This is a genomic window from Tundrisphaera macrotermitis, assembly GCF_051175315.1.
Lineage (GTDB): Bacteria > Planctomycetota > Planctomycetia > Isosphaerales > Isosphaeraceae > Tundrisphaera.
This window is the reverse complement of the sequence record NZ_CP195100.1, coordinates 2,838,585-2,856,906: the sequence shown is the minus strand read 5'-3', so window position 1 is coordinate 2,856,906 and position 18,322 is coordinate 2,838,585. Positions and strand designations below refer to the sequence as shown.

Sequence of the window (18,322 nt, the reverse complement as noted above, 5' to 3'; positions counted from 1 at the left end):
GTCACGCCCCCTTGTGATCGGAGAGTTGCAGGACCGTCTGCTGCTTCCCCTCGAAGGACCAGGTCAGGCCGACGACGGTGGGGAAAACCTCACCTTCCTCGTTCGGGGCCCCGGCGTTGGTCTTCAGCGAGAGGTTGCGCCCCTGGATCGAGCAGATTCGGTCGCCGATCCGATAGGCCTGGGTGAAGCGGGGGATGGTGACGAACCCGGCCACTTCGCCCGCCTCCCCCGCGAGCCGGCGCGCCGCGGCCTCGGCCAGGGCATCGTTGCTGTCGTCGCGGGCCGGTTCCGGCTCCGAGCCGGGATGGAACTCGCTGCGTGCGGCGATCAAATGCTTGGCATAGCGATCCCGGGCATCGACGCGCCGGGTGATCGTGTAGGTGACCGGGCTCGACGGCCGGCGATCGGCGGTGGCCGAGGCCAACCGATCCCCCTCGATGACGCAGGTCAGCCGGAGCGTGAACCTCTTGCCCGCGCCGGCCGCCTGATCCTCCACACCCTTGACGATCCCGGCCGGATAAGGGGCATTGCCTGCCTTCGACCCCTGGATGTTCCAGGCGTTCGGGTTGGGCGCATTGATCCAGATGCCGAGCCGATCCCTGAGCAGTTCATACCCGGAACCGATGGGCTGCCAGGTACCCGTCCCGTCCCAGAGGCCCGGTTGCGTGCCCGCGTAATCGGTCGAGATCGAAAGCTGAGCCTTCAATGGCTTACGGTTGGAGTCGACCGAAAACAGCTCGCCGATCGGGATCCTCCGGCGTTTCACGTAGGATCCATCCGACTCCGGATCCTGGAGGAAGAGGTCGCGGAGCGACGGGGGGGTCCGGACCATTCTGGATGTTTTCCAGTCCCAGTGTCCTTCGCCGGTCTCATCCAGGACGTAGAGCCGATACTTGTCACGATTGGCGGACGAAAACGACGGGCCATTCCGGTCATACGCGACGATCGAGGCGGCGGTTTGCGCGTCGGACGCCGCGATCGCGAATCCTGGCGTCAGAATGAAACTCGCCTCGTAGCGGACCAGGCCCGACTCGACGACGTAGGCATTGGCGATCCCTCGGGTATCGCGCGTAAGCTTCGCCTCGCCGATGTTGGTCTGGCCCGGGTCGAGGGTCGAGCCCCGCGCCTGGAGGTAGAGGTCCTTGTAGGTGGCGTCCGAGCCGTCCTGCCGGCGATAGATGTCGAGGGCCGTGCGGGGCCTCCCGTCGCCCGTCGTCTCGACCCGGAAGGCCATCCCGAAGCCGTGGGGATCGAGGAGATCCCGCAGGACGTTGGGCCAGGCCTTCCCGGTCGCGGGATAATCGGGGACGACGATCGGCTCGCTCGCGGTCGACCCCGGGTCGTCGGGGAGGAACGAGGCCCCGACGCCCGGCTTGCGGCTATCGAGGATCGCGTACAGGTGGCCGCCGTCGGGGTTCGCCACATAAGCTTCGCCCGGATTATGGCGGAAGCACAGGTAGCGGGCCGCCATCGGCAGGCTCCAGTGGCGGCGGACGTCGGGCGACCGGACCACGAGCGGGTCGAGGAAACTCGGGTGGGACTGGCCCGAATCCGAGACGGCATCGGCCCCCTCGGGGGTGGCGTTCGGCATCCCCTGGGGGTTGAAGTGGGTGAGCAGGTCCGTCTCCACGTCGGACACGACGCCCGGATCGTCGGCGTCGCGCATCAACGCCCCACCAATCGGAGTATCCCACTCGCGGATCGCCACGCCGAAGGCGAGGAACGTGACCATCTCCCGATCGGGGGAGAGCCCGAGCTCGGGGACCTGGGCGAACCCATCGAACAGGACCTGATGCGACCCGTCCGGGTTGGCCGAGAGGACGACCAGCCGCTCGTCGTTGCTGACGACGCCGGGGAGAGACGCGTCGACGGACATGACCTCCTGGAACGAGTGCGGCACCGAGGGGGTCCCCCGGTCGTCGAAGACATACTGGAACCGGGCCGTGCCGGCGTCGGCCCCCTCCCGGAACTGGATGTGCAGGACCCGGACGTTCGGCAGGAACTCGAACGGCGGCGAGCCGTCGGGCCGGTATCGGAAGACTCCGACCGACGCGGGCGGGCGGATGATCGGGATGTTCGCGGTCTCGACGGAGGCGTACGCGGGCATGGATACCTCTCAGCTGCCCATAAGCCCGTGACGCTTCAGGGCGTTGATCAGGGCGTCGACCTTGGCGGTCAGGCTGGCGAAGTTGTTGTTGAGCACGGCCTGCGAGTGGGTCGATCCGACGTCGGCGATGGAGTCGGAGGCGACGCCGGCCGCCGACGTCAGGAGGGTCAGCGCCGCGGCCTGGGTCGCGGGCGTGGCCCCGAAGAAGCCGACCGTGCGGTTCGCGGCGTCGAGCGTGAGCAGGGGCGTCCCGGTCGCGGGCGTGGCCACGGTCAGCGGGCCGGTCACGGTGTCTCCGGACCTGGCCACGAAACCCAGGCCGGTGCCGGAGACCGCGCACTGGACCCTGTCGTCGGCCACCTGGGAGATCGAGGCGGCCTCCGAGACCACGCGGGCGAGTCGGAGGTGGGCCGAGGCGGGATAGGAGGTCCCCGCCGTCGCGACGCCGGCGTCGGTCAGCCAGACGAAGGCCGTGGACGATGGAGGGATCGCGAGCGAGGGGGTGCCCGCGAACCTCGCCACGGTGCCGTCGGCCTTGACGTAAGAGCCGGGCGCGACCCGGACGGCGAGCGAGGTGCTGGGGGATTCCGCCGTCGTGACGGCCAGGCCCCCGATCGCCGTCATCCCGTCGATCAGGTCGACGTTGGCGTTGATCGGGACGTCCCAGTGACGGTCCGAGGCGGCGGGTTTCTGGAGGCGGACGTTCGTTGTGTATGCGGTTGCCAAGGGTTCACCTGGGTTCGGACGGGCTGGGGAGCCAGGCGAGCGACGCTTGCCCGCCCCCTGGCCCCGGGTAATTCAAGGCCAGTCGCGACCCGTCGGCCCCCCGCGCCGGTGGCCGGGGCGGGGAGGCGATCGTCACGACGATCGGTCGCCGCGTCCCTTGCGACTTGCCGGTCTTGTCGAACGGGACGACGAGGAAGCTCCAGTCGCCCGGGTCCAGGGGCTTGCTCTGCCATCGGTAGAGGGTCGCCGCCCGGCCGAAGCCGGCCTCTCCGAATCCCCCCTTGCCGAATCCGTCGTTGATCCATCCGCCCGGGTAGGCGAGGACGGTGTCCGCTGGCGCCGCCTCGTCGACCGGCGTACCCGGGCCGGAACCCTGGTAGATGCGAAACCCCTGGATATTGTCGCCCCCGGAGGCATCGAGATAGGTCCCCCCGCTCCAGGTCAAGGTCGCACGCCCTCCCCGGCCGCCCGGGGAAGACAGGAGCGAGGCATGGTTGCGAGTCGGCTCCTCGGGCCCGACGATGCCGACCTCGACCCAGACGTTGCGCCCGATCGACCCGGCGGGGATCGGGACGTGGCATCGCCGGGCGGTCCCGGACCATGCCAGCCTGCGATCGACGTAGACCTGGAACGTGGCTCCGTCCCGGCCCGGTGCCGTCCAGGCGACGAAGAGGTCGGCACCGTCGGCCATCACGCGGACGTCGACGATGCCGGATTGCGAAAAGGCCATCGGATCACGCCAGGTGGAAGAATTGGGCCTGATAGGCCCGGAAATGGACGCCATAAGCCGAGCGGCGGACCCGCCCCGAGGGCTGGAACGCCACCAGGCGGGTCGATGGCCACAGGACGTCGAGGGTATCGACCAGGGGGCGGGCGATCCCGTCGTTGAACGAGCGGAACAGGGCCTCCGCCGCGCCGAGGCCGGCGGCCGACGAGCCCGAGAGCACCCCCTTCACGCGGGTGACCCGGCCACGGTATCCGCCGTCGATCGACTCGAACCCATTTACGCCGAAGAATCCATTAAGCTGATTCTCCCGCGGCACCTCCGCCGTGATCATCGACACCGCTTCGCCGAAGATCCGCACCCCACCAAAAGAAGCCATATGTCCCCCATCGCCTCGCCGTCAACGGCCCGGATAGACCGACGGCCCGGCCGCCGGCAAGGATGCTACTCGCTGCCTTTTTGTTTCCTCGACCAACTGGCGGAGCAACTCGTTCGTCTTGAGCAGGTCCTCCGCCGAGACCCCGTGCTGGGAGCCGGGGAAGTCGTCCGCCGTCCCGGCCCGTCCCGTCCCCCAGGCCCCGAAATCGTGCATGTCATCGCGAGGCTCCCCGCCCGACGACGCGGCCCGGATCCCGTCGATCATCGGACCGGATGGGAATGCGTCGCGGATCGCGATCGTCGGCGAGGCCGGGATTTCGGGCATCGCGGGGGCCCGTCCCCGCCCCTCGGGCGAGATCGATTCGGGGGTGACAACGGGCGACACCGCCCCGGGAAATTCGCCAAAATCCGAGACCGACGACTCGACCGGATCGATCCGGGACCGCTGGGGCGGAGGATCGCCGAAAGGAACGGGCGGACCCACCCGCGGTAGGGCGAACGAGCCCGGGGCCCCTTCCCCCACGGCGTTCCGGCGCACCTCCCCCGGGGCCGCGGGCCGGCCGCCTGTGATCGGGCTCGCGACAATCGGAGGATCGTCGATTTCCGCGTCGGGCAAGCTCGCACCCACCGCATAGGTCGAGCCGCCCGGTATGGCGATGTCGGCCCGGAGAGCCGGATCGGCCGCCGGGAACTCGGACAGCCGGGCGGGGGCCGCCGGTCCGGGCGTCCGCCCTCCAAGTTTCCGGAGGATCGCCTCCGGGTCCAGCGTCACCGACCGATCGGAAGGCTCGGCTTCGGGTTCGTCGGGCAAGTCGTCCGCGTCAGGCATCGGCATCCCCTCGCATTCTCAAAGGTCATGATCTTTCCCCCCGGCCGCGACCTCGACGATGGCATCGGCGAGCCGGGGGAACTCGTCTCGGGGCACCTCGAACAGGGACGCGGCGAACGCCGGGTCGAGCCGGTGGGCCCGGAGCAGCAGCGACACCCCGAGCGCGACGATGGCATCGCGCAGGCCGGCCGGGGGCCCGGACTCGCACTCGGACCGGAGGCGGTCGATCGCCCGCCGGATCTCGGCCGGATAGCCGGCCTCGACGACCAGCCGGACCACCTCCGTCGGCCGGCCCAGGACATCCACTTCGCGGTGGAGGATTGGCCGGAGGCGGGTCGAGGGCCTGGCGAGGGACCAGGCCCGGCCATCGGCCAGTATGGCCGGGGTCGCGGGGACCTCCTCCCTTCGAGACGATCCCGGCGTGGGTCGGTCGGCCATCAGATCAGTTGCTCCAGGGCATTGCGATCGAGGGCCGCCCGGCACGCGTCGATGAACCGGGCCGAAGGCGTGGTCCGATTCGTCGCGACCAGGATGGCGAGGACGTCGTGGATCGCGGGGGCGGGGATGGTCGAGCCGCCCAGGCCGTTGGCCAGGAGGCTGGCGCGGGCCCAGTCGGTGAAGCCCCGGACCCGTTCCGTCGGGCCGAACAACGAGGCGAAGACCTCGCGTGCCAGGGCCTCGATCTCGGCCCCCGGCTCGACGCATAGCAGGTCGCACACTTCGTCGTTCGACAGGTCGTAGTTGGTGAGCAGGAGGATGCGAGCGACGCCGATCAGGTCGGCCACGGCGACCTCCTCGCCCAGCACGGATTGCTCATGAAAGCGGTCGATCATGGCGTCCAGGGGGGGCCAGGTCAGGCTCGATTCCCCCCGGCGATACACGACATCGGGCAGTATCCACAGGTTGCCATCGGCCAGGCGGACCGGGCGCCCGCGGGCGCCGGGCTTCCGCCGCTCGCGCTCCACCAGTTCAGGCATCGTCCACCCTGCGCCCGAGCGAGACGCCGTCTCCCCGCTCGGCCCAGCGGTACCGGGGCTGCCCGGATCGAGGGTCTGTGCCGGGGAACAGGAGGGTCTCCCCCGGGTCCCCGGTGAGGAAATGCCGGTCGCCCTGATGGCGGACATGCACCCGGGAGACGCCCAGGAGCGGGGCGAAGGCCTCCTGCAATCTTGCCAGCCGGCTCGCGGCATCCCCCGGGCCGGCGAACGATAGGGGGGACAGGACCGCGTCGTAAGGTCGCTGGGTCACGGGACTCTCCCCATCAAGGGGCCACGCTGGTCGAGAGCGGGTTGGTGACGCCGTCCGCCGAATAGGCGGCGAAGGTGATCGTGCCCTGCCCGAAATGGCGATGGGCCCCGCCGATGTCGCACGACGCCACCACGGCATTGGCCAGCGTATAGGTGATCGCGCCCGTCCCGGTGCCGGACCTCGCGTCGTTATGGGTGGCCGTCACCGTGCCGATCGTCCCGACCGGGTTGGCGCGGATCGCCGCCAGGTCGGCCGACTGGATCGTGACGGTGGGCTCGTTGAAGTCATTGACGACGATCGTGGGATAACGGTCGCCATCCCCGGAGAACTTGGCGAGATTCCCGCCGCTCTCGATGGACACCGAGGTCACCCCGGTGAAGGCGGTCGGTGCGCCCGCGAGCGGGGTGAACGAGACCCCACTCCAGTTCATGAACCGTTTGGAGACGGACATTCATGGCCTCTTACTACGAAATTATGATTGGGGCACTTGATAGAGGCTGGTGAATTCGCCTTCGAGTTCGACGATCTGTTCGGGATTCGCCGCTCGCGGGTAGCGGGCCGACCGGACCTTCGTGAGCGCGGGCAGGGCGGTCCCGCCGAGGTCCGACCCGTCGAGGGCATCGACGACCAGGCACGCGAGGCGGTCGAGCTCGTCGAAGCCCCGCTCCGGATCCTCGTCCCGGATCACGATCGTCAGCGCGAATTTGGCGCGCCGGACGAGCGACGTCGGGTCGGCGTCGTCGATCTCTTCCCACCCTTTCGGGATCACCATGAGGACCGGATAGCTGTCGGCCCCGGCCCGGGCCCGCGGCCCGGCCTGGCCGAAGAGGATCTGATCGAACTCCCCGCCTTCGGACAACGCATCGAGGATCGCCCGATACGACTGCCGGTCGCGCGTCCTGGCCGGCACCGTCACCGGCACCGGGCTCGGGGCGATCGCGAGGTTGCTGAAGTAGGCCGGGGAGAAATAAGTGGGGGAGAAATAGGTCTTGGACAAGGGGTCGCTCCGCCAAAACAAGGATCGTTGGGCCGGGCCGTGGATCGGGCCGATCCGGGCAGGGTCACCCCGACGAGTCGTCCCTCAACGCCTCCACGTCCTGCAGGGGCGTGGAGGCCAGGATCACCCGCACCTCCTCCGGCTCGCCTTCCAGGGCGGAGGATGGTCCGACGGCGCGAACCGCGATCACATAAGGTGTGTTGTCCGCCAGGCCGGACAGGGCGCACTCATACCCGAGGGCCCCGGCCCCCCAGGGGACGATGACCGCGACCCGGGAAAGGTCGGGAACGGTCCCCTCGGTCAGCGTGACGGCGAAGGCCGACGGCGGGCTCGAGCCGGGGGGCGGGATGTAGCCCCAGGCGACCCGGCAGGAGCCTCCCCGGATCGGGCGGGCCGACAACCCGACGACTCGGCCCGGCCGATTCGTCACGTCATGGCCCGACGCATCGAGGACGATCCGCACCCGGGCGTCGGTGTTCGCCTCCTCGAGGCCGGTGGCCGTGTCGAAGGCCCGCACGGCGAAGGTGGTGTCCCCGGGCGCGGCCAGAGGGCCGCACTCGAAGGTCAGGCCGCCCGTCGTCGCGATCGGCGTCGAGTAATCGACGTCGCCGCCCCGGCCGTCGTTCCGGTAGATGTGGTAGGCGATCGGCATGGTCATCGAGTCATCCGCATGCCAAACCGGATCGTCTCGCCCGCCCCGTTGGCGTTCGAACTCCAGCGGAGGGCGAGGCCCGACAGGCGTTCGTCGAGTTCCGCCTTGATCATCCTCGCCTTGGCCGAGTACCAGTCGTCGGGCCGGTCGCCGGCCCCGGAGGACTGCCGGCTCTGGTCGAGGAACTGGCGGTACAGCACGGTCAGGACGACGGCCTCGCGGACCTCGGTCGGATCCCCGAGGTCGATGGCCCGCCGCCCGGGGAAGCGATCGTCGATCCCGAGCCGACGGCCGATCTCCTGCCCGGCCCGGACGATCTGGGGGCCCAGCGTCCGGACCGCGAATTCGATCCCCGTCGCGGCGGCGGGCGGCTGGCCCACCCCGGCGAGTTGGCCCTTGCGCCGGAGGACGACCCCCGTCGGCGTGACCTGATGGATGACCAGGACCTCGCCGCCGGGGCCGAAGGCCGAGGTCGGCCGGATCAGGTGGATCAATTGACCCGGCTGGAGGCCAACCCCAGCGAGATTCGCGCCCGGGGAGGCCAGGGTCCAGCGATCGTCCGGGGCGATCACCCCGTCGGACCCCGAGACCAGCGTCTGGTCGCGGGGGCAGAGGGCCATGACGTCGGACGAGGCCCGGAGGGCGATGTCCTCGTCGGTCGCCAGGGGGATCATGCCGTCCCCCGCGAGTTCTTCGAGCCGCCCGAGCCGGAACGGGGCGCCCCGCGCGGGGGATCGGCGAGCGTCCGCGCCGGGGCGGGCGGCCGCTGACAGCCGGCCTTCACCTCGGACAGCATCAGGTCGGCGGCCAGCCACGCCGTATGGATCTGGTCGCGGAACTCGCCGGCCTTGGCCAGGATGTCCGCAACCTGGTCGGGATCGGCGTGGGTCGCCTGGGAGCAGAGATTGGCGAGCGAGGCCAGGGCCGGGACCCGGCCGGCGGCGAGTGCGGACTCGGGACGGCCGAGTTCGTCGGCCGCCCTCTGGAGGAAGGCCGGATAGCCCAGGAACACATAAGACGCCATGTGGGGAACCTCGGGAAAACGGCCCGCGGCCGGCCGCCCGGCCGCGGGGGATGGGGGATGAGGGCAGGCCGCGTCCGGGGGTCAATTCGCGGAGAAGGCCGTGACCCCTTCGAGCCAGGCATGGTGCGACGGGTTGTCCACCTCGATGGCCCCTTCGGCGATCCAGTCCCCTTCGAAGGAGTCGCCGCGAGAGCCGCGGGGGCTCCAGAACTCGTTCCGCTTCATCCGCATCCGGACCTCGGACGAGGTGAGGGCCACGGCGGTGAACGGCTTGAGCAGCGGGGCCTCGATGATCGTGATCCCTCCCAGGAACGGGGCCTCGAAGACGTCGATCTTCATGCCGAAGACGTTGGTCCCGGCATCCATTCGCATGACCTGCTGGCCCCAGGCGGCCAAGCCGGTCATGAAGTTGGTCGAGAGCAGGAGCACGTCGGGGTTGCCGCCGCCGACCCGGGCCTTCTCCAGCGTGTCGCGGATGAAGTCGGTGGGCCGGTAGGCGGCCGCGTTGGTCGGGGCCGTGGTGCCGTTGGCGGCGAGCAGGACCTTGAGACCCTTCTGCTTGGGCCGGGCCGTCACGGAGGGGTCCTCGCCCCGGCCGTAATACGACGACACTTCCATGTCGTCCATCAGGTTCTGGAGGGCATCCATCTTGCTCTGCTCGAACGGGGTCCGCAGGCCCGGCGAGGCCTGGTAGCCGGCCGAGGCCTGGAGGGAGCCGCCCACCTGGACGGGATGCTGCCAGGTCTGGCAGTACTGGGCCACGCCTTGAGGACGCCGGGCGATGGCGCTCTGATTGATCTCGGCGCCGGTCCGGCTGTTGGAGATCAGGCGGATCGTGTCGTTGGCCGCGCCGGGCGCGGCGGTGGTCCCCTCGACGGCCCGACGCACCACGATGGTGTTGGTCGCCGCGTTCGGGTCGCCATTGATCTCGACCCGCTCGCCCGACGCCAGTTCCAGCACGTCGCCGTTCATGAACGGGCTGGCATCCGCCAGGGTGAGCTGGAAATCGGTCGCCGAAGCGGGCGCGGCGAGCGTGGCGACGCGGGGGCGGAAGCCCCGGCTCACGATCGTGAAGACGGTCGAACCGACCGGGACCCGCGGCGTCCGCGTGATCAGCGGGCATCGGTTCACGAACCAGTTGGTCGAGACGACGGCGACATCGTTGGCGATCTGGGCCTGGTTGTCGAACGCGGTCTGGATGCCCTGGAGATAGCTGCTCGGCATGGAGGGACCTTCGATAGAGGATCGTATTCGTCGACCTTCCCGGCGCGACGGCGGCGACGGGCCGGGACGGCGCGGGGAGGTCGGGACGCGGGTGGTAGGAGTGGGGAGGCGAGGCTCAGCGGCGGCCCCAGCCCGCCCGTTCGTGAATCCCTTCGGCCGACGCGGCGACTTGCCACCGCATCACGGCCGCCTCGCCCAGGCTCCGGGGACCTGGCGGGGGCTGGGCGGGGCTCGCCGAGCGATTCTGCCCGCGGGCCCCGGTGCCCCCCCGCGAGGTCGGGACGCAGAAGTGGGCGAACTCGGGCCCGCCCAGGCGATCGGCGATGACCTGCTCGACGGCCCGGCCATCGCGGCCCAGGATGCGAACCTGCCCGCCATCGTCGATGACGTCGAAGTCGTCGCGCCACAGTTGCATGAGTTGCGACGCCGCACCCGGGATCAGCGGCTTGCCGACCAGGGCCGCGGCGATCTCGCGATCGCGGAGGGCCGATCGATAGGACCGCTCCAGGTCGGCGGACCGCTGGTCCCGGGCGGCGAGCTCGCGGGCATGGGCGGCGTCGCGGGCCATGAGCTGGACCTTGGCGTCCTCGGCCCGCTCCTCCGTGATCCGGGCGGCCTCGGCGGCCTTCGCGGCGAGGGCCTGCAAGGCGTCGAGTTCCGCCCGGGCGATCGTCACCACCTCGTCGACCGCCGGGCCGCCGCCGGCCTCCGGCTCGGGTGACATCAGGTATTGGCACAATCTCATGGTGATTCCCAACAGATCAAAGATTGTCGCGACGGGGGTCGCCGAGGCCGCGGAGGAGGGGCACGACGATCGTCAGGATGGCGATCGTGAAAGAAAGTCCGATGGCGAAGGCGGAGAACAGCGAAAGCATCATGGAAGGGTCTCGAACGCCTCGAATATCGCTTCAAACGAAGCCGGACGACGCTCGGGATCGATCGCGGTGGTGAGCTTTCGAGGTCCTCCCCACCATCGTCCCGCTACATTCGGCGAGAACGGCAACATCGCCCTGGGCCACCGCGAGACACAAGACGAAAAACCACAACACATTAAGCAGAATTTCGCCGCTCACATTGGCCCCGGAAACCGGCCGGGGATCCCATCCCAAATCGCGGCCAGCCGGAAATCGAACCGGGCGAGGCCGCCCCACCGGCGGGCCCCGGCGGGCCCGATGGTGGAAGCGACCTCGCCCGAAAGACCTTGGACTCAGCGCGGGCCCGGATGGGCCCCCTCGGCGAGCCTCGCCGAGATCTCGGCATCGCACCGCGCATACTGGTCGTCGTTGAGTCCCGGCAGGCAGAGACGCATCAGTTTCCCGAGCATCAGGCCTTCGGTGTACGGGAGGTCTCCGGCCCTGGCCATCAGGGCCTGGAAGCTGGCCGCCGCGGCGGCCACGTCCCCGGCCGTGTACAGGTCGAACTCGGTCGGGTAGGCCACCTGGATCGCCCGGAGGACATCCAGGGGCGTGATCCCGTCGTCCAGGACCAGCAGCGCCATCTCGGCGATCTGTTCCTCGGCGCGGGCCAGGATCTTGGCGATCTTGGCCAGGCGGTTGTTGCCGTCGGAATGATCCATCACCTTGGACAGTCCCGATTGCGACGTCCCGGTGCGTCCGGACGGCCGGATCAGGGCCGAATCCCGGTCGACGTCGTCGCGGATGTCCGCCTTGTTCTTGCGGATCGAATCCGCCCCTTCCTTGGGGAATGGGACGACGTCGAATCCCTCATAGGTCGCGGACCCGCCCTGCGTGTTCTTCTTCTTGGGCAGGAGCCAGTTGGGCCCGATCGGGATCGTGCCGTCGGCGTTGATGAAGTCCTCGGGCCCCTGGAGCAGGGGGTGGGCCTGGGTCGTGTCCGAGAGGATCAGTTCCGAATCCCGGTTGTAATATTCGCGCTGACGCTCGGCCACCCCCTCGTATCGGGGCTGGCCGATGTTCTTGCAACGCGGTTTGCGGCGGTCGAAGACCCGGACGATCGGGACGCGACCGAACGGGTGGGGCGTGACGCCCAGGGTATTCCCGTCCGCGTCATAGAGGGTGGAATCCTCGTCGGTCCAGTGCCGGTAGCGAAGTTCGCAGACGTCCCCGACCTCGTGGGTCTCCAGGACCAGGCACTCGACATAGCGGGATCCGGCCGGATCGAGCCGCCACCAGAGCATGTTCTCGGGCAGGATGTACGAGGCCAGGCATTGCCCCAGGCCGAATCGTTCGACGTCGGCGCGGGTGGCGATCGTCTCCCCCTCCGGGGCCATCGGATGGTCGAAGCAGAGGTCGAGCTGGCCCAGGGCCAGCAGGAGGGGCGCGACCACCTCGGCCATCCACTGATCGATCGTGGTCCCGCACCCGTCGATGTCGCGCCACCAGCCCATCAGGCGATCGGGGCCGGCGCGGCGGACCTCCCGGGCGTAGATCCGCGACAGGTGGGTGTCGATCGCCTCGGCCACGAAGGTCGGGACCGGCGTGCGGGCGCGACGCAGTTCGTAGTCGTCATCGGTGGCGGTGGTGGCCGGATCCGCGCCGTTGCCGTGCTGGCCGAGCCCGAGCGGGTCGTACAGGGCTCCCGGCTCGCGCGGGTCGGGGTACTCGCGCTTGTGGCGGATCAGGTTGCGGACCGGCACCCCGCGCGGGTCGTGGCCGTAGACCGCCTGGCGATAGCGTTCGCCCCCTTCGAGCGAGTCGAGGAGCCACCGCCAGCGGACCTGATGTTCCTGCCATTCGGGATGCCGACGGCGGAGGAAGTCGAGGATTTCTTTGTTCTGGGGCATCGCCTAGAAAGCCTTGCTGGCGCTGACGCGCCGGTAGGACGGTTTCGGGATCCTCCCCTCGGGAAATGCCGCCTTCAACCCGCCCCGGAGCGCGTCCACCAGGTCTTCGTGGGGGTGTTGAGGGTCGGCGGGATAATCGAGATAATCCCCGGCACGCTTCGCGCGACGGTAGCTCTGCAACGCCCGGATCATCGCGACGCACCGCGGATGGACCAGGAACCGGACGTCGGGACCGGCCGGGTTGATGAACGATTCCAGGAGGGCCAGGCCATCGGCGACCTTGCCCAGGGGCCACGGCTGCAACTCCAGGCCGGCCCTCCGGTACTCGGCGAGCACCGTCGGGCCGATCGCCGTCCGGGAATTCCCCGCCGGGTCGGTCGATGCGCGATCGCGGCGGCCCAGGCAGACCGATTCCGACAATCGGACGATCTCCCGGGCGTTCGCCTCGGCCGACCGGCCCTCGGCCAGGTAGTCGGCGAAGACGTGGATCGTCTCGCCCGTCTCCGACCGCCCGTCGGCCGGGGGGATCACCTGGAAGAAGACCGCGCCGGTGAACACCCCCGAGTCGACGGCCAGGTGGACATCGAAACCGGGGATGAACTCGGCGCGTTCCGACACGTGCCGGGCCGGGTCGAACTCCGGGAACCAGGCCGAGTCGCTGCCCGACAACTTGCAGAGATAATCGGCCTCGAAGGTCCGGATCCCGGTCGTCTTCGCCTTCTGGATCAAGGAATCGATGGTGTAATGGCCCTGGGACCTCTTGGCCTTGGGCAGCCCGTCGACGAATTCCGAGTGGCACCATCGGACGATCGGGCACTCGGGGCATCTCTCCAGGCCCGGCCCGGACCGCTCGGCCGGGCACGTCTCCAGCACCTCGAACACGCACATGGTGAACAGCGGGAACTCCCCTTCCCTGGCCCGCTCCACCAGCTGCGCCATCGGCCCGTTCACCCGATGGCAGGTCGAGGTCATCAGGGCGGATGCCCGCAGGCCCTTCCCCCGCTCCCCCCTGGGACTCAAGGCCATGCACATCCCCATCGCCGACTCGCGCAGGTCGACATCGATCTCGTCGACCTCGTCGAGCTTCAGGCTGGCGACGTGCGGGCCCCGGACGCTGGTGCTCGAAGCGGCCAGGATGGCGACCTCGGAGCCGTTGACATAGGAGGCCCCATCCTTCCGCAACCGGGCGATCGCGGCGGCATCGTTCCCATTCGTGCCCTCGTACTGGGTCGCGATCTCGCGCAAGGCGCGATAGATCTGCTCCGACTGCGCCTTGCTCCCCCCCAGGATCCTCGTCCCGTGACCGGGATTCCACCGGCTCGTGATGTGCGTGTCCAGCGCGGAGAGGAACGACTTGCCGCAGCCTCGCGAGCCCAGGACGAGGGCGATCGAGGGGCGGTCGAGGTGGATCGTCCGGAAGCAATCCCAGGGGGACTGGTGGCCGGCACACACCGATTGGCTCGGGATCTCGATCCCCGTATAGGCTCGGATCCAGTCGTGGAGTTGTTTCGGGGTCTGCGGGCGACCGGACTCCGTCACGGGTGGCCCCACCGTCTCGGGGTGATTCTTTGTATTCATGAAGTTGGATCATACGGGGGCGCGGCCCCGCGCGGCCCCGCGACGATGTCCCCGACGTCCCCGGGAACGAGTCTCAGGGCGCGGGACATCCGCCGCTCGTCGAGGATCGCAGGGCGAGGGGATCCCGCCTCGGCCGCCTTAGATGCTGTATTTGGTGCGAAATTCTTTGAGGATGGCCGCGATGCGGGAATGGGGGAGGTCGAACACGTCAGCGAGGAGCCGTTGGGAGATCCCCTGCTGGCTCGCGACGTAGATCACCAGGTTGCGGCGAAACTTCCACCGCCTCCCCACGCTCGCGTTCACGGGAAGCACGGATTCCGAAATCGGGAGGGATTCCACCTTCGACAGAAGCATGCCATTCGCCATGAGGGGCCTCTCCAGGAAAGACCGCAACCCCATCCGGGATGGGGGAGGATCGGTTTAAATCGCCTTCACCAAGCGCAATTCATTTAGCAGAACACACTTCCGGAAACGAAAGCCGGCCACTTCATCGTCGATGCGAGGACGGGCCTCGTCAGCCCGCCCCTCGATCCGCAACTGATAGTATCGCGAAATCCAGCCTTCGCCCACACACAATTTCCCGGAAACGGGACCGAATCAATAACCCTGATGGGCAGGCCGCCATTTCTGGACGCGGAACCATCCCCGGCGGTCGGTCCAGGCCGCCTCCTCCTCGAACCCGGCCCGACGCGCCAGGTCCTGGAGCAGGCCTTCGGAATACTTGTGGGAACTCTCGGTGTGGATCGACTCGCCGGCCGCCAGGCGGACGGAGATCCCCGCCTCCTCGATCGGGATGACCTGATCCTTCCGGCTGACGAGGTGCATCTCGACCCGGCCCCGATCGGCGCGGTAAATGGCCCGATGCTCGAACTGGCCCGGGTCGAATCGGCCCCCCAGCTCGCGATTGATCCGCTCCAGCAGGTTGAGGTTGAACCGGGCCGTGACCCCCCGAGCGTCGTCGTAGGCGGCTTCCAGGATCGCCGGATCCTTGTCCAGATCGGTCCCCAAAAGCAAGCGATCGGACGGGTCCATGCCCCGGGCGATCAGGGAGAGCAAATCGACCGCCTCGTCGGACTCGTAGTTCCCAAGGCTCGAGCCGAGGAACACGACGAGCTTCGGGCCCGAGAAGCGATCGAACACCGTATCCAGCGCGTCGCGGTAGTTGGCCACAAACCCGGTCACTTCCAGGGCCGGGAAGTCCGCGACCAGGGATCGGGCCGAATCTTCGAGGATCGATGCGGAGACATCGATGGGGACGTAATGCAGGCCGCCATAAGCCCGGAGCGACGCCGCGATCAGGCGGCGGGTCTTGGTCGAACTCCCGCTGCCCAGCTCGATCATGACCGGGTCGCGCATCCAGCCATCGACCATGGCATCGGCGTGATCGCGGAGGATCTGATCCTCGGTCCGGGTCGGATAGTATTCGGGCAGGTCGCAGATTTCCTCGAAGAGTCGGGATCCCTCCGCATCATAGAAGTAGCGGCATGGAAGGGTCTTGGGATCCGCCCCCAGGCCATCCCGGACGGCCTGGGCGAAAACAGCCGGCGATTCATCACCCGAAGTCCGGGCGGAGAGCATCGTCAAGCGTTGCGTCAGCGGGGTCGATACGGCCTCGGATGGCAAGAAGCACCTCATGACGACGTTGCGGCTGATCCGGGATGCGGACGGAGCCGGGGCCCCGAAACTGAGCATCTCCGGTGCCAACCCGCAGGCACCGGCCGACGCCATCAGGCCCCGGGATCGATCCGGCGGATCCGCTTGTGGACGTGGACGTTCACCGAATCATAGGGGCGGACGAGGTTGCCGGTGTTGAACAGGGTCCGCGTCGCCTCGATATCATCGGCCCCCAACGCATTCGTGAACATCGACCGGAAGTATTCGACGCCCTGCTTCGACGGCTGGAATCGCTCGGCATCGTAGAACGCCAGGGGCAGCGGCCGGGCATGGATGATGCCCCAGCGATCGCGGAGCTTGTTGGCATCCATGCTGTCGAGGTGGAAGCCTCCGTCGCGGCACTGGAGCGTCGCGACACAATTATGATAGCCGTCCAGCAAGAGCCTGACCGCCTTGCCGCCGAGTTGGGCGGCATAGAACCGGTCGAAGAGGATCGGCCGGCCGCCGCGCTGGGTGTGGCCGATCTTGCGGACGAAGATCGCGGCGTCGGCGCTCTCGTTGCGCCGCTGGCGGGTGAAGAACGCATCGCCGATCTGCTCGACGAGCAGCCGCTTGACGGCCTCGGCGGCCCCGGTGTACTGGACGTTGCCGGCCGGGTCCTTGCTCGCAACCTTCGAGCCGAGGATGTCCCCGTCCTTGTCGACGATCCCTTCCGAGACGCAGATGACCGCGTGCTTCTGGATGTCGAGGATGGCAATCACCCTCTCGACGAGGGGGCCGGGATCGACCGGGGATTCGGGCACCAGGATGATGTCGGGCTGGCCATAGGCGGTGCCCAGGGCGATCATCCCGCAATCCCGGCCCATGACCTCGATGATCGCCACCCGGCGATGGCTCTCGGCGGTCGTGCGGATGCGCTGGACGCTCTGGGACGAAACGTAAACCGAGGTTGCATATCCCGGCGTGACGTAATTCACCATTTCGTCGTTGGTGAACTCGCGTCCCGGCTGCTTCCGATAACGATAGCCCCGCGACCCTTCGCTGGGCTCGCGAATCCATTCGTTAGGCTCCTCCGGGTAGTTGAGCCCGAGGTCGTTGTCGATCGTCTTGGGGGCGAGAGCGACGGGAAGATAGTTGCTCAAAGGCTGCATGCCGTTGAGTGTGCCGTCGCCGCCCACGCACACCAATCCGTCGATCTTGAGCTTCTTGAGCCGCTCGGCCACCCGCGCGATCGTCTCCGAATCGTCGCCGTCGACGTAGTCTCGCGACGCCCCGAGGATCGTCCCCCCGCGCGTCGGGTCCAGTTCCGGGATGCTGTGGTAGAGGGGGTTCAAGTGGACGTGCGGGACCTGGCGATTCAACAGCCCGCTGAATCCCTTGATGATCCCGTAGACCTCGACCCGCGCCTGGTTGGCCTGCTCGACGGCGCCGGCGATCGTGGCGTTGAGGGCCGGGGTATCTCCCCCCGCCGTCAGGATTCCGATCCGCTTCATCGTGGTTGCTTCCGTCCGGTTGGGATCGACCGCGCCCGACCTCGGGCCGCGTCCTCACGAGGGAGAGGGGACGCGGCGGGCTAGGCCTTGACGAGGACGAGGCTGGGCCCGCCCTCCAGTTCAACGACGTCGCCGAGGGCCATCTGTCGGCGTTTGCGGAGTTCGACCTCTCCGTTCACGCGGACCATGCCCTCGGCGATCAGGGCCTTGCCTTCTCCCCCGTTACCGACCCAGCTGGCCAGCTTCAGGACCTGGGTCAGATTAATAGGCCGCTCGCCGACGTTCAGAGGTTCGGGCACGTTCGGGGTTTCCGGCATGGGCGGTGCTCGCGCGGCCGATCTCGCGGCCGATCGAAAGGAGTTCGGGGGAGACCTTGAGGCCGGACGCGACGGCGTCCGTCACCTCGTCATTTTGGCGTCGGACTTCCTCGGCCCGATCCGGGTCGAAGATCGGGTCGATGATGTCCCGGGCGGTGGCCGGCAGGATCGGCCCCAGTGCCAGCATCACCTTGCCGGCGACCTTGCCCGAGGGGCTCGCGAAGATCGGGTCGCGGCTCTTGGGGGCCAGGCTGACCACGAACAGGGTGATCACCAGGCCGAGCAGCGCCCCTTCCAGGCCGCCCAGGACCATCCCGAGATGGCGATCGAAGGCTTCGAATTGCATCCGGCGCAGGGTCGCCCGGACCACCCAGGCCACCAGGAAGACGGCGGCCGACACCCCGACGTAGACCGTCAGCATGGCGAGGGCCCGGGAGACGGTCGGATCGCCGGGGAACCTGGGGGCCAGCTGCGCGGAGAGCGGTTGGGACACGGAGTAGCCCAGCACCAACGAAGCGATGCTCGCCAGTTGCCAGGTGATCCCGCGCCAGGCACCCCATACCATCCCCAAGATGATCACGCCGGCCATGGCCGCGTCATAAATCGTCATCCCTGACCTCCCGGATTCTCGTCGTGTGTGCGTGCGC

At 68.6% G+C, this 18,322-nt stretch carries 22 protein-coding genes; all 22 read right to left on the bottom strand.

Annotated features, from left to right (window positions below):
• Position 1 precedes the first annotated feature (1 nt).
• The gene (locus TA3x_RS11460) at positions 2 to 2,107 is read right to left on the bottom strand and encodes a hypothetical protein (RefSeq protein WP_435021282.1); all 2,106 of its coding nucleotides are present in this window, start codon (positions 2,105 to 2,107) and stop codon (positions 2 to 4) included.
• 9 nt (positions 2,108 to 2,116) lie between these two features.
• A complete protein-coding gene (locus TA3x_RS11455; protein ID WP_435021280.1) occupies positions 2,117 to 2,833 on the bottom strand; it encodes a hypothetical protein in 717 nt (238 codons plus the stop codon).
• Positions 2,834 to 2,837: 4 nt separating this feature from the next.
• Complete coding sequence (locus TA3x_RS11450; RefSeq protein ID WP_435021278.1) at positions 2,838 to 3,563, bottom strand: hypothetical protein; 726 nt, start codon at positions 3,561 to 3,563, stop codon at positions 2,838 to 2,840.
• A 4-nt stretch (positions 3,564 to 3,567) separates the two neighbouring features.
• Complete coding sequence (locus tag TA3x_RS11445) at positions 3,568 to 3,936, bottom strand: hypothetical protein (protein WP_435021276.1); 369 nt, start codon at positions 3,934 to 3,936, stop codon at positions 3,568 to 3,570.
• Between the two features lie 21 nt (positions 3,937 to 3,957).
• On the bottom strand, positions 3,958 to 4,260 hold the full coding sequence (locus TA3x_RS11440; RefSeq protein WP_435021274.1) for a hypothetical protein: 303 nt from the start codon (positions 4,258 to 4,260) through the stop codon (positions 3,958 to 3,960).
• 522 nt (positions 4,261 to 4,782) lie between these two features.
• Positions 4,783 to 5,202 carry a hypothetical protein gene (locus TA3x_RS11435; protein WP_435021272.1) on the bottom strand — a complete coding sequence of 140 codons (420 nt, stop codon included), beginning with the start codon at positions 5,200 to 5,202 and terminating at the stop codon, positions 4,783 to 4,785.
• Positions 5,202 to 5,741, bottom strand: a complete 540-nt coding sequence (locus TA3x_RS11430; protein ID WP_435021271.1) for a hypothetical protein — start codon at positions 5,739 to 5,741, stop codon at positions 5,202 to 5,204. Before TA3x_RS11430 ends, TA3x_RS11435 begins: the two co-directional genes overlap by 1 nt.
• Positions 5,734 to 6,012, bottom strand: a complete 279-nt coding sequence (locus TA3x_RS11425; protein ID WP_435021269.1) for a hypothetical protein — start codon at positions 6,010 to 6,012, stop codon at positions 5,734 to 5,736. The genes TA3x_RS11430 and TA3x_RS11425 overlap by 8 nt, the downstream gene beginning before the upstream one ends.
• A gap of 13 nt (positions 6,013 to 6,025) precedes the next feature.
• Positions 6,026 to 6,463, bottom strand: coding sequence for a hypothetical protein (locus tag TA3x_RS11420; RefSeq protein WP_435021267.1), 438 nt, complete (start codon positions 6,461 to 6,463; stop codon positions 6,026 to 6,028).
• Between the two features lie 21 nt (positions 6,464 to 6,484).
• Complete coding sequence (locus TA3x_RS11415; protein WP_435021265.1) at positions 6,485 to 7,009, bottom strand: hypothetical protein; 525 nt, start codon at positions 7,007 to 7,009, stop codon at positions 6,485 to 6,487.
• 64 nt (positions 7,010 to 7,073) lie between these two features.
• A complete protein-coding gene (locus TA3x_RS11410) occupies positions 7,074 to 7,667 on the bottom strand; it encodes a hypothetical protein (protein ID WP_435021264.1) in 594 nt (197 codons plus the stop codon).
• Positions 7,664 to 8,335, bottom strand: coding sequence for a hypothetical protein (locus TA3x_RS11405; RefSeq protein ID WP_435021262.1), 672 nt, complete (start codon positions 8,333 to 8,335; stop codon positions 7,664 to 7,666). The genes TA3x_RS11410 and TA3x_RS11405 overlap by 4 nt, the downstream gene beginning before the upstream one ends.
• Entirely contained in the window at positions 8,332 to 8,685 is a 354-nt protein-coding gene (locus tag TA3x_RS11400; RefSeq protein WP_435021260.1) for a hypothetical protein, read from the bottom strand. The genes TA3x_RS11405 and TA3x_RS11400 overlap by 4 nt, the downstream gene beginning before the upstream one ends.
• Before the next feature lie 81 nt (positions 8,686 to 8,766).
• Complete coding sequence (locus TA3x_RS11395) at positions 8,767 to 9,909, bottom strand: SU10 major capsid protein (RefSeq protein ID WP_435021258.1); 1,143 nt, start codon at positions 9,907 to 9,909, stop codon at positions 8,767 to 8,769.
• 115 nt (positions 9,910 to 10,024) lie between these two features.
• Positions 10,025 to 10,654, bottom strand: a complete 630-nt coding sequence (locus TA3x_RS11390; protein ID WP_435021256.1) for a hypothetical protein — start codon at positions 10,652 to 10,654, stop codon at positions 10,025 to 10,027.
• 462 nt (positions 10,655 to 11,116) lie between these two features.
• Positions 11,117 to 12,673: a hypothetical protein gene (locus tag TA3x_RS11385; RefSeq protein WP_435021254.1), complete on the bottom strand. Its 1,557-nt coding sequence runs from the start codon at positions 12,671 to 12,673 to the stop codon at positions 11,117 to 11,119.
• 3 nt (positions 12,674 to 12,676) lie between these two features.
• On the bottom strand, positions 12,677 to 14,251 hold the full coding sequence (locus tag TA3x_RS11380) for a hypothetical protein (RefSeq protein WP_435021252.1): 1,575 nt from the start codon (positions 14,249 to 14,251) through the stop codon (positions 12,677 to 12,679).
• 138 nt (positions 14,252 to 14,389) lie between these two features.
• Complete coding sequence (locus TA3x_RS11375) at positions 14,390 to 14,563, bottom strand: hypothetical protein (RefSeq protein ID WP_435021250.1); 174 nt, start codon at positions 14,561 to 14,563, stop codon at positions 14,390 to 14,392.
• A gap of 285 nt (positions 14,564 to 14,848) precedes the next feature.
• Positions 14,849 to 15,829 (bottom strand): L-histidine N(alpha)-methyltransferase, encoded by a 981-nt coding sequence (egtD, locus tag TA3x_RS11370; RefSeq protein ID WP_435022344.1) that lies wholly within the window; start codon positions 15,827 to 15,829, stop codon positions 14,849 to 14,851.
• Positions 15,830 to 15,978: 149 nt separating this feature from the next.
• On the bottom strand, positions 15,979 to 17,358 hold the full coding sequence (locus tag TA3x_RS11365) for a 6-phosphofructokinase (protein ID WP_435021248.1): 1,380 nt from the start codon (positions 17,356 to 17,358) through the stop codon (positions 15,979 to 15,981).
• 80 nt (positions 17,359 to 17,438) lie between these two features.
• Positions 17,439 to 17,657: an RNA-binding S4 domain-containing protein gene (locus tag TA3x_RS11360; RefSeq protein WP_435021247.1), complete on the bottom strand. Its 219-nt coding sequence runs from the start codon at positions 17,655 to 17,657 to the stop codon at positions 17,439 to 17,441.
• Entirely contained in the window at positions 17,620 to 18,285 is a 666-nt protein-coding gene (locus tag TA3x_RS11355) for a CvpA family protein (protein WP_435021245.1), read from the bottom strand. The genes TA3x_RS11360 and TA3x_RS11355 overlap by 38 nt, the downstream gene beginning before the upstream one ends.
• Positions 18,286 to 18,322 lie beyond the last annotated feature (37 nt).